Annotated in this window: 16 protein-coding genes; 5 read left to right on the top strand and 11 right to left on the bottom strand. The window is 71.5% G+C overall.

The window, feature by feature from the left end; all coding sequences use genetic code 11:
- Positions 1 to 26 precede the first annotated feature (26 nt).
- From Aeryth_RS06225 to Aeryth_RS17880, 4 genes are read right to left on the bottom strand one after another with little or no spacing between them, the layout of a single operon-like run.
- Complete coding sequence (locus tag Aeryth_RS06225; RefSeq protein WP_067856056.1) at positions 27 to 716, bottom strand: DedA family protein; 690 nt, start codon at positions 714 to 716, stop codon at positions 27 to 29.
- A complete protein-coding gene (locus tag Aeryth_RS06220; RefSeq protein ID WP_067856053.1) occupies positions 713 to 1,231 on the bottom strand; it encodes a GtrA family protein in 519 nt (172 codons plus the stop codon). The genes Aeryth_RS06225 and Aeryth_RS06220 overlap by 4 nt, the downstream gene beginning before the upstream one ends.
- Positions 1,228 to 1,974: a polyprenol monophosphomannose synthase gene (locus Aeryth_RS06215; RefSeq protein WP_067856050.1), complete on the bottom strand. Its 747-nt coding sequence runs from the start codon at positions 1,972 to 1,974 to the stop codon at positions 1,228 to 1,230. Before Aeryth_RS06215 ends, Aeryth_RS06220 begins: the two co-directional genes overlap by 4 nt.
- A 14-nt stretch (positions 1,975 to 1,988) precedes the next feature.
- Positions 1,989 to 3,497: a hypothetical protein gene (locus Aeryth_RS17880; RefSeq protein ID WP_067856047.1), complete on the bottom strand. Its 1,509-nt coding sequence runs from the start codon at positions 3,495 to 3,497 to the stop codon at positions 1,989 to 1,991.
- 91 nt (positions 3,498 to 3,588) lie between these two features.
- Between Aeryth_RS17880 and Aeryth_RS06205 the strand changes: the two genes are divergently transcribed.
- Genes Aeryth_RS06205 through Aeryth_RS06185 form a run of 5 tightly spaced genes read left to right on the top strand, consistent with a single transcriptional unit; the run spans position 3,589 to position 7,671 of the window.
- Entirely contained in the window at positions 3,589 to 4,251 is a 663-nt protein-coding gene (locus Aeryth_RS06205) for a response regulator transcription factor (RefSeq protein WP_067856045.1), read from the top strand.
- Positions 4,248 to 5,558: a sensor histidine kinase gene (locus tag Aeryth_RS06200; protein WP_067856042.1), complete on the top strand. Its 1,311-nt coding sequence runs from the start codon at positions 4,248 to 4,250 to the stop codon at positions 5,556 to 5,558. The genes Aeryth_RS06205 and Aeryth_RS06200 overlap by 4 nt, the downstream gene beginning before the upstream one ends.
- A 41-nt stretch (positions 5,559 to 5,599) precedes the next feature.
- The gene (locus Aeryth_RS06195; protein WP_067856039.1) at positions 5,600 to 5,998 is read left to right on the top strand and encodes a hypothetical protein; all 399 of its coding nucleotides are present in this window, start codon (positions 5,600 to 5,602) and stop codon (positions 5,996 to 5,998) included.
- A gap of 1 nt (position 5,999) precedes the next feature.
- Positions 6,000 to 7,217 carry a glutathionylspermidine synthase family protein gene (locus Aeryth_RS06190; RefSeq protein WP_067856035.1) on the top strand — a complete coding sequence of 406 codons (1,218 nt, stop codon included), beginning with the start codon at positions 6,000 to 6,002 and terminating at the stop codon, positions 7,215 to 7,217.
- A gap of 34 nt (positions 7,218 to 7,251) precedes the next feature.
- Entirely contained in the window at positions 7,252 to 7,671 is a 420-nt protein-coding gene (locus Aeryth_RS06185; protein ID WP_067856032.1) for a DUF350 domain-containing protein, read from the top strand.
- A 191-nt stretch (positions 7,672 to 7,862) separates the two neighbouring features.
- Here the strand turns inward: Aeryth_RS06185 and Aeryth_RS06180 are convergent, their stop codons facing one another.
- The 7 genes from Aeryth_RS06180 to Aeryth_RS06150 all read right to left on the bottom strand — a co-directional run bounded on the left by Aeryth_RS06180 (position 7,863) and on the right by Aeryth_RS06150 (position 13,375).
- Positions 7,863 to 10,400 carry a putative Ig domain-containing protein gene (locus tag Aeryth_RS06180; RefSeq protein WP_067856029.1) on the bottom strand — a complete coding sequence of 846 codons (2,538 nt, stop codon included), beginning with the start codon at positions 10,398 to 10,400 and terminating at the stop codon, positions 7,863 to 7,865.
- A 312-nt stretch (positions 10,401 to 10,712) separates the two neighbouring features.
- Entirely contained in the window at positions 10,713 to 10,931 is a 219-nt protein-coding gene (locus Aeryth_RS06175; protein ID WP_144433697.1) for a hypothetical protein, read from the bottom strand.
- Positions 10,932 to 10,957: 26 nt separating this feature from the next.
- Positions 10,958 to 11,350 (bottom strand): hypothetical protein, encoded by a 393-nt coding sequence (locus Aeryth_RS06170; protein ID WP_067856023.1) that lies wholly within the window; start codon positions 11,348 to 11,350, stop codon positions 10,958 to 10,960.
- A gap of 197 nt (positions 11,351 to 11,547) precedes the next feature.
- Entirely contained in the window at positions 11,548 to 12,099 is a 552-nt protein-coding gene (locus tag Aeryth_RS06165; RefSeq protein WP_067856021.1) for an RNA 2'-phosphotransferase, read from the bottom strand.
- Positions 12,096 to 12,497: a hypothetical protein gene (locus tag Aeryth_RS06160; protein WP_144433696.1), complete on the bottom strand. Its 402-nt coding sequence runs from the start codon at positions 12,495 to 12,497 to the stop codon at positions 12,096 to 12,098. The genes Aeryth_RS06165 and Aeryth_RS06160 overlap by 4 nt, the downstream gene beginning before the upstream one ends.
- Positions 12,494 to 12,970: a DUF6896 domain-containing protein gene (locus Aeryth_RS06155; protein ID WP_144433695.1), complete on the bottom strand. Its 477-nt coding sequence runs from the start codon at positions 12,968 to 12,970 to the stop codon at positions 12,494 to 12,496. Before Aeryth_RS06155 ends, Aeryth_RS06160 begins: the two co-directional genes overlap by 4 nt.
- A 111-nt stretch (positions 12,971 to 13,081) precedes the next feature.
- Positions 13,082 to 13,375 carry a suppressor of fused domain protein gene (locus Aeryth_RS06150; protein ID WP_067856012.1) on the bottom strand — a complete coding sequence of 98 codons (294 nt, stop codon included), beginning with the start codon at positions 13,373 to 13,375 and terminating at the stop codon, positions 13,082 to 13,084.
- Between the last annotated feature and the right edge of the window lie 172 nt (positions 13,376 to 13,547).

Here is a 13,547-nt window from a genome sequence, read left to right as displayed (position 1 = left end):
GTGGCGACCGCCGGCGGCGTCTCCGGCTACGCCGCCTCAGCGCTCTCGGCCGGCCCGGAGGACGCAGCGGGCTCGGCGGACTCCGGAGGCTCGGGGGTCTGCGCAGCACGCGCCCGCGTCCGTCGCATGCGCAGCAGCTCGATGCCGAGCGGGACCACGGAGAGACCGGCGAAGCCGATGGTGATGACCTCCACGTGCTGGGCGACCAGCGGGATGCCGCCGAACAACGCGCCGAGCGCCACCATCCCACTCCCCCACAGCACGGCGCCGACGACGTTGTAGGCCGTGAACCGACCACGAGGCATGCGGGCCACGCCGGCCACCGTGGGCGTGAAGGTGCGGATGATCGGGATGAAGCGTCCGATGATGACCGCCGCGTTGCCCCGACGCTCGAAGAAGTCGTGCGCCCGGTCGACGTACTCGGGCCGCAGGAACCGTGAGGTCTCCCGCCGGAAGACGGCCGGCCCGTACCGGCGACCGATGAGGTACCCGAGCTGGTCGCCGGCGGCGGCCGCCAGCACGACCCCGATCATCACCAGCCAGATCGGCACCCCCACGACGTGGGACGTCACGAGCGCGCCGGACAGGAACAGCAGGGAGTCCCCGGGCAGGACGAAGCCGAGCAGCAGGCCCGTCTCGGCGAAGACGACGAGCATGACGACGAGCACCGCGGCCGGCCCGAGGGTCAGCAGGAGCGGGGTGAAGACGGCGGTCATGAGGCGATCGTCCCCGGCTCCACCTGACTGCCACCTGACTGCGCCCTGCCGCCCGTTCCACCGTGGAGGACACCCTCACCGACCGCCTCGGGTCCGGCGTCCTCGCGGAACACCAGCAGCCGGTAGGTCCAGAACCGGAAGACGGTCCCGAGCAGCAGGCCGACACCGTTCGCGCTCACGTTGTCAGCCAGCCGCGACGTGAGGTGCAGGAGGTCGTGCGAGACCAGCAGGCACACCACCGAGAAGCCGAGGCCCACGACGTTCAGCAGCACGAACCACGCGACCTCACGGCGTCCCCACCGTCGTCCCGACCACGTCAGGGCGGCGTTGCCGGCGAACGTCACGATCATCGCGATGCCGACGGCGAGCACCCGGGCGACGCTCGGGTCCCACGACCGGAACGGCGGCAGGACGAGCAGCTCGTTGAACGCGACGACGTCGACGACGTAGCCGGAGCCGCCGACCACGAGGAAGGTCAGCACCTCACGCGTCAGCAGCCGTCGCAGCAGCGTCATGCGGCGCCGACCTCGACCCGGCGTCGTGGGGCGAGGGCGTGGCGCAGCTCCTCGCGGCGCCACACGAGCGGGAGCCGCAGCGCCTCGAGCGCGATGCTCGTCGACATCTTCGACGCGCCGGCCGTGCGCTCGGTGAAGACGATCGGCAGCTCGCGGACCCGCAGTCCGGCGCGCTCCGCCCGCCACGTGTTCTCCACCTGGAAGCTGTAGCCCTCCGACCGCGAGGTGAGCGCCCCGACGGCGACGAGCGCCTCGGCCCGGAAGGCCTTGAAGCCGGCCGTGCAGTCGTGGACGTGCAGCCCGAGCACGGCGCGCACGTAGACGTTGCCCGCCCGCGACAGCAGGCGCCGCCGCCAGGGCCACCCGCGTGACCCGCCTCCCGGCACGTACCGGGAGCCGACGGCCACGTCGACGTCGCGCAGGGCGTCGAGCAGCGCCGGGACGCGCTCCGGCGGGTGCGACAGGTCGGCGTCCATCTGCACGATGCCCTCGTAGCCGTGCTGCAGCGCCCACTGGAAGCCCGCACGGTACGCGGCGCCGAGGCCGTCCTTGCCCGAGCGCTCCAGGAGGTGCACGTGCGGTCCGAAGCGCGGGTGGGCGCGCACCACGTCGGCCGTGCCGTCGGGACTGGCGTCGTCGACGACCAGCACGTCGGCGTCCGGCGCGGTCGCGGCCAGGGCGTCGAGGAGCACGACGATGCTGTCGCGCTCCTCGTAGGTCGGGACGATGACGATGTTCCTCATGGGTCCTCCTCGGGTCAGCCGCAGTCGGCGGCGGGGACGGGACGGGCGAGCCCGTCGCGCAGGTAGACGGTCGAGCCGCACACGTCGGCGACGCGGCGGTAGCGGCGGTGCAGCACGGCGGTGGCGTCGTGGGTGTGCAGGCCCCAGGAGTGCAGGCTGCGTCCGGTGACGACCCAGGTCGGCGCGCGCGGCCCGGCGAGCACCGCCGTGAAGCCGGTCAGGTCGGGGTCGAGGGTCTTCGTGGGCAGGCTCCACAGGGACGGGTAGGGCGACGTCAGCCTGCTGCCCTGCACGACGCCCGGGTGGCCCCAGGCCACGACGAGGGAGTCGGCCCCGACCGAGGCGGCACCGATGGCCTGCCCGACCCGCTGGTCGCGGGTGAGGTCGTCGGCGCGGGCGGACATGACCGTCGCGCTCAGCACTGCCGGCACGAGGCAGCTCGCCGCGGCGACCGTCGCGAGACGGGGTCGGGCCGTGGAGACCAGCCCGACGCCCACGGCGAGGGGCAGGGCCAGCTGCACGAGGTAGTGCGTCCAGAAGTTGCCGCCGATGGCGATCGAGACCGCCGCCCACCCCGCCCAGGCCAGCGTGACGACGGCGACGAGGCGCACGTCGCGACGCATCCGCCGCACGCCGAGGAGCAGGACCGCCAGGGCGGGCACGACGCCTCCGACCACGGCGGCTCCCAGCAGGTGCAGACCTCGCGCGTGCGCGGCGACGCCTCGCGACGACGCCAGCGCAGCCCCGGCGGCCACGCGGAACGGGTACATGGCGTACCAGACGCCACCCGGCGACGTGCCGTGCAGCGCGGCCCACCCGAGCACGACCGCGCTCACGGCGACGCCACCGGCGGCCGCCCCGGCGAGGGCGACGAGCAGGGTGCGCGGACGCAGGGTCCGCGTGACCGCAGCGAGCGCGACCACGCCCGCTGCCACGACGAGCACGTCGACCATGTTCTGCTTCACGAGCAGCGCGGCCACGAGCCCGGCCCCGGCCAGCCCCCCGCCGAGCAGGTGGTCGCGGCTTCGCATGCCGCGCCACGCGAGCACGACGCCGAGGACGCCGAGCGCGGTGAAGGGCGCTGCCAGGAGCTCGCCGTTCACCTCGTAGGCGCCGGCGGCGGGCGAGGCGAGCAGGGCCCCCGCGACGACGCCCGTCCAGGCCGCCGCGGTCGCCGAGCCGGTCGCGCGGCGCACGCCGGCACCGACCGTGACGACGGCGACGAGGACGGCCAGCGCACCCACGACGCGGAGCCCGACGGCGCCGCCGAGCCCGTCGGCCAGCTGGTACAGCGTGATCAGCAGCGGCGGGCGGTCGACCCAGTAGTGCCCGTAGAGCGACGTCCCGGGACTCCACTGTCCCGCGACCGCCAGGAACCCCGCCTCGTCGGACCCGAGGCCGCGGTCGGCCCAGGTCATCCGCAGCAGCCCCGCGAGCACCCCTGCGGCGCACGGCACCCACGCGACCCCGGGCAGGGTCGTCGCCACGCCACGCACACGGGTCGTGCCGGTGATGCTGGTCATGGCGCCACGCTAGGAGCGGCTACCTGTACGCCACCTGAACGTCGCTGCTCGATCACGCCGCGCTCACCCGGACGTCGGGCAGGATGAGGCCGTGGCCAGGATCGGCGTGTGCGAGGACGACGCATCGGTGCGGCGCGTCCTCGTCGAGGGGCTGCGGCTCTCGTCGCACGACGTGGTGCTGGCGCGCACGGGACGCGAGGCGATGGAGCTGTTCGGCGCCGACGCGGAGCTCGACGCGCTCGTCCTCGACATCGGCCTGCCCGACGCCGACGGCCGTGACGTCTGCCAGGCGCTGCGGGCCGGCGGGCAGCACGCGCCGGTGCTGTTCCTGACGGCGCTCGACGCCGTGCACGACCGCGTGTCGGGGTTCCACGCGGGAGGCGACGACTACGTGCCGAAGCCGTTCTCGATCAGCGAGGTGCTGGTGCGTCTCGAGGCCCTCATGCGCCGTTCGCGCAGCGCGCCGGCCGAGGCCACCGGGCTCGTCCTCGACCCCGAGCGCTTCTCGGTCCGCTCCCCCGGCGGTGAGCAGCGGTTGACGCCGACCGAGTTCAGGATGCTGGCGGCCATCGCCGCCCGACCGGGCGAGGTCGTGCGGCGACGCGCCGTGGTCGCGGCCGGCTGGCCCGACGGCGCGATCGTGCACGAGAACACCATCGACACCTACGTGCGCCGCCTGCGCGTGAAGCTCGAGGCCATCGACGCCCCGGTGACCCTCGAGACCGTGCGCGGGGTCGGGTTCGTGCTCCGATGAGCCGCTCGCCCGGGGTGCGCGGACGACTCGTGCTCACGACGGCGCTCATCACGACGGGCGCGATGGCGCTCATGCTCGTGGTGGTGCTGCTCGCCGCGAACCAGCTCATGGCGTCGCAGGTGCAGACCGCGCTCGACGACCGCATCGACACCGTGGCCGCGTCGCTCGCAGCACGCCAGGGACGGGTCGAGGTGCCCGACGTGGGGGCCGACACCGTCCTCGACGGCGTCTGGGTCTTCGACGCCTCCGGCGTGCAGGTGTCGGGCCCCGACGCCAGCGCCCGGACGACCGCGGTGGTCGACGGTCTGGCCGAAGTGCGTCAGGCGACGACGCTCGAGCGCGGCGAGCGGCTGTTCCGGGCCCGACCGGTCGCCGTCCCCGGACCTGACGACCTCACCGCCGTCGTCGTGGCCACCGAGTCGCTCGACGTCTACGAGGCGAGCCGCGACATCCTGCTCGGGGCGCTCGGCGTGGCGGCGCTGCTCGTGGTGGCGGGGACCGCCGCTACGACGGCGTGGACCGTGTCGCGCACGCTGCGCCGCGTCGGCGAGATGACCGAGTCCGCCGACGAGTGGAGCGCGCACGACCTCGAGGCCCGCTTCGACCTCACGGGCGACGACGAGCTGGCCCGGCTCGGCCGGACGCTGGACCGCCTGCTCGACCGCGTGGCGCAGGCGATCCGCGCCGAGCAGCGCCTGACCGGGGAGCTGGCGCACGAGCTGCGCACCCCGTTGACCGCGCTGCGCGGCGAGGCCGAGCTGGCACTGCTCGGGACACCGCCACCCGACGTCCGGGAGCGTTTCGTCCGGGTGCTCGAGCAGGTCGATCGGCTGAACGGCACGATCACCGCGCTGCTGGAGGTGGCGCGCCACTCCACCGGGTCGCCACGCCAGGCCGACGTCGGCGAGGTGGTCGCCGCGCTCGTCGCCGCGCGACCTCCCGCGGACGTCCGGACCGACGTCGCCGCTGCGGCCGGGCTGCACGTGGCGGCCGCCGCCGAGCTCGTCGAGCGGATCGTCGGACCCGTCGTCGACAACGCCGTGCGGCACGCCCGCACGCGGGTCGAGGTCGTGGTGCGCCGTCGCGCGGGCCGGGTCGTCGTCGAGGTGAGCGACGACGGGGCCGGCCTCGACGCTGCGCACGGCGAGGACGTGTTCCGCGCCGGCTTCCGACGCAGCGACGACACGGAGGGCGCCGGCCTCGGCCTTCCCCTCGCGCGTCGGGTCGCGGCGACCGTGGGAGGCACCGTGAGCGTGACGTCGGCGCACGACCCGACGACGTTCACCATCGACCTGCCGCCTGCCTGATTGGACGGGCGCACAGGATCGACCTTCGCTACGGTGCTCGCGTGGACGACGACAGGAAGCGCTCCGCCATCGTGGGCGTCGGGGCCGTGGCGCTGGCCGTGACCGCGATCGTGGCCATCTCGAACGACGGCGGCGCCGACAACCGCGCTGTGTGCGTGGACCGGTCCACCGACACCCGCGTCTCCGACGAGCGCTGCGACGACGACTCCTCGATCGAGGGCGGCTCGTCCGACAGCGGCGGTGGCTCGTCCGGCGGTGGCGGCTACGGCTGGTACTACATCCCGGCGGGCCGCACGGCGCCCGGCGTCGGCGAGAAGACCTCAGGCCAGGGCTCGTACACGCCGCCTCCGTCGTCGGTGAAGCGCGGAGGCGTGGCCTACGACGGCGGCGAGGTGACCCGAGGCGGGTTCTTCTCCGGCAAGAGCTCGTTCGGCGGCTGACGTGCGACGACTCGCGTCAGAGCCGCGGCCCGACTGGCTCGCGAAGGTCGAGGGCGAGGGACTCACGTACGCCGTCGACCGCGCCGAGGACGGCGAGCAGCTGCCCTACTGGGACGAGTCGGCCTGCTACGTGCTGAGCGAGGCCGAGGTCGACCACCTCGAGCGCGTGACCGGCGACCTGCACGCGATGGCGGTGGAGGCCGCCGGCCGGATGGTCACCGATCCGAGCGTCGTCGAGCGCCTCGGTCTGCCGCCCGGGTCGGGCGAGCTGCTGGCGCGGTCCTTGCACGACCCCGACGAGATCTCGATCTACGGCCGCTTCGACCTCGCGTGGGACGGCACGGGCGAGCCCCGGCTGCTGGAGTACAACGCCGACACGCCCGCCGGGCTCGTCGAGGCGGCGGTCTGCCAGTGGACGTGGCTGGAGGAGACGCACCCGGACCGCGACCAGTGGAACATGCTGCACGAGCACCTGGTGAAGCGCTGGGGCGAGCTGCGCTCGCAGGGCGTCGACGTGGTGCACTTCGCCGTCGGGCAGCAGGAGCCGACCGAGGACTGGGTGACGGTCGCGTACCTGCGTGACACGGCGCAGGAGGCGGGCGTGCAGACGCTCGGCGTGACCGTCGAGGACATCGGCTGGCACCACGACCGCGAGATCTTCCTCGACCCCGAGGACGTGGAGATGCGCTACTGCTTCGCCATGTACCCGACGGAGTGGATGCTCGACTCGATCTTCGGGCAGCACCTGATCGCCGGGCGAGGCACGACGCGCTGGATCGAGCCGCCGTGGAAGCTGCTGCTGGGCTCGAAGGCGCTGCTGCCGGTGCTGTGGGACATGTTCCCCGGCCACCCGAACCTGCTCCCGTCCTACTTCGACGCGCCCTACGCGATGCGCCGCTACGTCACGAAGCCGCTGTTCGGCTGGGAGGGCGACGGCGTGGAGGTCCACGGCGAGGGGATCGCCGAGTCCGTCCCCCGCTCGCACACGGAGGGCCAGCAGGTGGTCTACCAGCAGTACGTCGACCTGCCCGACTTCGACGGCCACCACCCCGTGCTCGGGACGTGGGTGATCGGGGGCCGTGCCGCGGGTCTCGGCATCCGCGAGTCACGCGAGCGGATCACCACCACCCGCGCACGCTTCGTCCCGCACCTGATGGACACGCCCCGCTCGTCGCCCGACCAGGTCGCGTCCTGGCTCGCCGACACCGACCACCGCTGACCTCAGCCCCCACCACCCATCCGAGGAGACCTCCATGGACCTGCTGACCTCCGTCGGCTACGCGCTCGCCTACGCCGTCGTCGGCATCGTCGTGCTGGGCGTCGGCTACGGCGTGCTCGACCTGCTCACGCCCGGGCACCTCGGCCGGCACATCATGGCCGGCTCGATGAACGCGGCTCTCGTCGCCGCCTCCGGGATCCTCGGCCTGGGCCTGGTGGTCTACACCGCGATCTGGCACCACGCCGACGCCTCCTTCGGCGAGGCCCTCGGCTACACGATCGTGTTCGGGCTGTTCGGCGTCGTCGTGCAGGCGGTCGCGTTCCGACTCGTCGACATCGTCATGCCCGACGACCTCGCCGCCACCGCGATGGAGACGACCTTCCACCCCGCGACCCTCGTCCCGGCCGCCACCCAGATCGCGGTGTCGCTGGTCGTGGTCGCCAGCATCGCCTGACGGCTTCCCGCCCGCCGGCGCCTGCCCCCAGGCGGTAGATCAGACGCGTCATCGGCCCTGGCGGTAGGTGACGCGCCCCACGCGGGCCCTGAAGGGCGCGAGACCTACCGCCGACCCGGCCAGGGCGCGCAGGACGGCGACGGGCCCGCCCGTGAAGTTCACGGACGGGCCCGACTCCGGGTGTGACTGGTTCAGCGCTGCGCACGCACCGGGATGGTGTGCAGGGTCGAGCCCGTCTTGACGCCGAGCACCCAGTGACCCTTGCGGCTCATGCCGCGGTCCATCCGCACCGGCAGCGAGAAGCGGTTCAGGCCCGCCTGCTTGCCGGCCCGCACGAGGTAGCTGCCCGACGCGGTCGGACGGCTGCCACGCGGTGCAGCGTTGTAGTACTGCGGCCGGGCCGTGCCGGAGGTCAGGGCGACCACCTGGTACGTCTGGCCGTCACGCACCTGCCACGCGCCGTCGCGGAACGTGGCGCCCGCGACGTAGAACTTCGCGACGCGGTAGGTCACCGACGCGGTGCTCGTGTTGCCCCCCCGGTCGGTGGCGCGGGCGGTGACGGTCACCTTCTCGCCCGAGACCTTGCGGCTGGTCTGGCACGACGCGATGCCCGAGAGGGCGTCGCGGCTCGTGCACGTGGCACGGGGCGCCTGGCCGGCGTAGACCCGACCCTTCGACACGCCCTTGACCGCGACCCGCGGAGCCGTGCGGTCGACGTTGATGCCGGCGACCGTGACGGTCGTGGCTCCGCCGTCGGCCGCCATCACCGTGCGCGTGACCGACTGGCCCGCACCGTTGCGGCCGAGGGTGACGGGCGCCGGGCAGCTGCCGACCAGCGCGCCGCTCGTCGGCGCGCACTGGAAGGAGACGGTCACGGGCGTGCGGTACCAGCCGCTCGCCGACTTCTTGACCGCGCTGGTGACCTTGGCCGTGACGACCGGGTCCTGACGTGCCGTCGAGTCCGACGAGCCGACGAAGTCGGCGTCACCGGCGTAGGCCGCCGCGACGGCCCGCTCCTTGCCGGCCTCGACCCGGTACGCGAGCGTCGCGACACCGTCGACGACGGGTGCGGTGCCGACCGTCTCGCCGTCGACCGAGAAGGTCACGGTGCCGGTCGGCGCGCCGGCGCCGGGAGCCGTGGGCTGCACGGCAGCGGAGAGCGTGTCGCGCGAGACCGTGAGCGTGGTCGACGTCGCGGCCTGCGCGACGGTGACCGTCTGGCTCGTCGAGGCCGCGGCGTAGCGGCCGTTGCCCTCCTGGTCGGCGTCGACGACGCAGGCGCCCGGGTGCTCGAAGGTCACCGTGGAGCCGTCGATGGCGCAGACGCCCGCCGAGGCCTCGTCGACGGAGAGGACGACGGGCTGTCCGGAGTCGCCGGCGGAGGTGGTGACCGCGTAGGTCTGGCCGACCACCGCGTTCGCGGGGGCCTCGGACGTGATGGCGACGGTCTGCGTCGCGAGCGACACCGTGACGGTGACGTCCTGCGTGCTCGACAGCTTCGCGTTCGACGCCTCGACCGTGACCGGGTAGGAGTCGGCGGACCCGTCGGCGGGCGTGCCCGCGAGGGTGCCGGTGCCGTCGCCGTTGTCGACGAACGTCAGACCGGCGGGCAGGTCGCCGGCCACGGACAGCGCCGTGTCGGACGGGAACCCGGCGACCGTGGTGACGGTGAACGAACCGGCCTCGCCGACCGTGAACCCGGCGGTGGTGGGGCTGGTGATCCCCGGGGCCTCGTCGACGGTCAGCTCGAGCGTCTGCGTGGCGGCGGGCTCGTTGCCGTTGCTGGCCTTGAGCTCGACGTCGTGGAGGCCGCCGGTGCCGGCGGCCGGGGTGCCGGCCAGCGTGGCCGTGCCGTCGCCGTTGTCGGTGAGCGTGAGGCCGCTAGGCAGCTCGGACGTCGCCGAGATCGTCGCCGCGGGCTTGCCCTTGGTCGTGATGGTGAAGCTTCCCTCGACACCGGCCGTGAACGACGCCGTCGCGTCGCTGGTGAAGCTGGGGGCCTTGACGACGGGCGTGATGGATGCGTTGAGCGCGTTGGCGAGCAGGCGCGTGCCGTCGGTGGACGCGTCCCAGAAGTCTCCGCGGGCGTCGCTCGACGGCGGGAAGAAGTTCAGGAAGATCGACTTCTCGCCGCGGACCACGAGCGGCTCGCCGGAGCTCCAGTGCGCGACGACCGTCGAGCCGTCCCTCGGCGTCGCCGGGTCGTTGCGGTAGCTGCTGCTCCCGCCGTTGAAGGAGGTGACCCCCGCGAGCAGCGGGTCGTCGGCATCGTCGGCGACGAGGGTCAGGCCCGACCCGCCGCTCTGCGAGCCCGGGATGACGGCAAGGTAGCCCTCGGCGGCGAAGCGGCCGCCGATCTGCAGCCCGGAGTCGTTGTAGCCCGCAAACGTGGCGACCACGACGGTGCCACCCTGGTCGGCGTAGTCGGCGAGGACGTCGCCGAGGGCGTCTGGCTCGCGGAAGTTGCAGTCGTTCCAAACGAGGAGCGCGTCGTACTGCTCGAGCTGGGCCAACGTCGGGGTCGGCAGCGAGCAGCCCTGGGCGGGGAACGCGTCGACCGCCGAGAAGCCGCCCGTGCCGACGAGCTTGTCCTGCACGTCGGCGATCCAGGAGGCCTCGTCCGCCGCGAGCAGCGCGACCTTCGGCTTGGCCTCCGGCTCGGCCTGCGCGGGCAGCGCACCGAACGCGAGGGCGGACAGGACGAGCGCGACGAGCGTCGCGACGCTCACGAGGGACCGGGGCGCGGTCGCGGCCGTACGGCGCGATCGTCCCCCTCCCCCGCGGGCAGGCGTGATGGCATGACGAAGCATGAGTTCTCCCAAGAAAGTGGCTGCGGGGCCGGTGAGGACCGCGGTGCACCGCCGCGTCGCGGCGGAGCTCCTAGCACCGTGGTCGACCCGCAACGTAACAGCGGTTTCGTCGCCGTGTCCTCGGAACTGGGATAAACGTCCGCACGACTTCCGCAGCACAGGACGCACATGCCGGCGGCTCGTTGCGCGCAGGTCGCACCAGCCGTCACACGTCCGGCCGCGCTCATCGCCTCACAGCTCGGTGTCGACCCTCACCAGGAACCAGAGCAGTGTCTCGAGAGGCAGCTCGGGACGAAAGAGCGTCACCGTGCGTTCCCCGGTCGCTTCCGGCTCGAAGACCTCGGCGATCACCTCACCGTCGGCGAGCATGAGTTCCGGCCCCATCCCGTCGCGCTCCCCACCGAGCTTGCAAGCCTCGTCGAGAACCTCCCGGTCGGCGACATGGTTCACCTCCACACTCGGCGATGCGTGCCTCATTAGAGGCGAAGACGTGTCGGGTCCACGGCCTCTGCGTCCCAGAGAGCTCCGTCCCCGTCGAGGACCCACCTGGCACCGTCAGCCGCCTCAGCGATGCGCGCGACGATGTCGGAGACGAACACTTCATCGGCGCACTCGAACGGGCACGCGTGGACGAGGGACATGTCGGGGGCCATGGCGCCTTCGCGTACCTCGAATGGCCCTTCCCGCACCTCCCAGACGGTCTCCGGGGGAAGGTCCGCAAACAGCGTGAAGAATCGCCCGTTCGGAGCAGGAATTTGCACGACCCGGTCGGTATCGCCTCGGGATCGCTCGCCGCCCGAGGCGACCAGCACCGACGCAGGTTGCTCGAACAGGTCCGGGTCGAACGCGAGCAGGAATCCGCCCTTCATTCAAGCTCCTTGATGTAGCTCAGCATCTCGCGGGGCGATTGCACGATAGGCCTACCCTGCTGACCTGCACGACGCCAGGCGGATCGCTCCTGTCCGACGCATCCCCGTTGTCCGCGCCTCTGTACCACTCTGGCGGACATCTACAGAGGAACCATCTGATCCCGGTGATCGCTCACAGAGCCTACGAGGCGCGCTGCTCAGCCCAATCGCGCGACGAACTCCGCCGGTACGCGGTCAGCTAGCCACACCGCTTCGTTGCCTTGGTAGAAGGGGACCCAGCGCGACGCGGCAGCGGCCGCATCGATCACCAGCAGGAGGGGCGATGCGCTCTTTCGCCGTCCTACCATCTCGGCGGTGTCGACGTCCACGGATAGATGAACGAACTGGCGTCCCATCGGGAGCAGCCCGTCAGCCTGGATCTGAACCCAGCTGCGGGGAGCCGTCCCGTGGAACAGGCGCTCGGGAGGTGCCATCGGCTGCCGTTGAATTCGAGCAGGTACCGAGTGTCCGTACAGCGCCCTGATCCGGTCCCCCACGAGCTCATGCCGACGTTTGCCAGCATCCTCGATCATCCGTTCCAATGCCTCACGGTCGACGGACAACCAAGCGCCTCCCCGCTCCCTGAGTGCGAAGACGAGCTGGTCGACCGGCACCCAACCCTCCTGGTCGAGCTCAAGTTCGTAGAGCCACGGCTCGTGCCGAAGCGCATGTGACACAGCCCGGCTGAGGTCTGGCGTCCCCACAGTCATGGTGCATTCTCCTCCGGCAGCCATTCGACATCCTGCGCAGCGACCTCGTAGGCACCCTCTCCGTCGATGTAGATCAGGTAGTGACGGATCGTCCAGAAGCCCCACGTCTCGCTCGGCTCCGCCGCGAGCAGTTCGCCGACCCACTCCGACGGCACAACTTCGACAAGAGTGTCGTATGCGCCCTCGATATGCCAGGCCGTGGAGTGCCCTTCGGCTCGAAATCGGTATGCGCGCACCTTGTGGAACCTCAGGCCCCCTCGGAACATCGAGCCGTCGCGCTCGTAGAGGCAGCGAAGTTCTGCGTCGCCTCCAGAGTGGAGAAGTGTCGCGGCCTCCGTATAGGCGGAAGGTGGCGGCGGGAGCGGTCCGATCACCCGCTTGCCAGAGGCGGAGTTCACTGCGGCTCCCTTCCAGACGGATCCGATGACGGCCCGCTCGTCCTGACCTCCTGAGGTGTGAGGTCGTCACGATCATCCATCCACGTAAAAGAGACGTCATCGATCTGTCGAAGGACCGGCACAGCGCGGAGGGCAGCGGCGATCTCCTTCTGCTGCACGTGTTCGTCACCAGCAGAACGGGCGTACATCAGGACCTGCCAGGCGTCGAAAACCAGCCGCCCTTCGCCGTCCCAGTCGACGCTGAGATCGCGCCCTGAATCAAGTTCGAAGCGGCAGCCCCGACCATGCAAGATGAAGGTGCCGAGCCCTTCCAATCGTCCAGAACGCACAGGAATTGTTCCATCCCGCGGTACTGCGAAGAGTCCCGTCCAGACGGTGGGCCGTTCGAGGCCCTTGAACTGTGTGACGAGCGCATCGAGGCATCGTCCGGCGACCTGGAGAAACTCCTCAACGTGTTCTTCTGACGTCACCATCGGATTCGGGCAACTCCTTCGAGTCCGCCGATCGCGCGAACTCGTCGGCTGTCGGCCAGATCTGAGACCCTCGCGCATCCACGCACGCGGTGGACGATGGGTCCGTCTCCCTCAGACTTGCATCGGCGGACGATGAAAATCAACGAGGTCTGGATCCCCCAACACGAATTCGTTCTCGAAGGCCTCCCAGCCCGCACGGGCCACAAGACCAGCTTCAGCGTCCGACACTGGGACGAGCCACGCGACGACTACCTCACCTGCTGGCCCTGCGTAGGTTGCGAACTCATCCGTGAAGTACACCGGACTGGTGACGTAGAAGCTCGTGAGCCGCGATCCCTCAGTGATCGGACCGGCCGGCCCGACCACGTCACCGCGAAGCAACGCTCGTTCGCTCTCCAGCGCCATGGTTCCGACCTACAGCAGTAACGACACCACGACATCGGTATCGAATCAGGCACCTACAGTGGAACAACGTTTCGCAAGCCGCCGCAGTGCTATGCGAGTTCAAGCGCGAATCTGCCTCTCAGACGATGAAGGAAGCAACGTGCGGCACGCAAGGCAGTATTACCTGTACCGG

The organism is Aeromicrobium erythreum, assembly GCF_001509405.1.
GTDB lineage: Bacteria > Actinomycetota > Actinomycetes > Propionibacteriales > Nocardioidaceae > Aeromicrobium > Aeromicrobium erythreum.
Note: the sequence above shows the minus strand (reverse complement) of the source record. Positions and strands in the feature narration are given on the sequence as shown.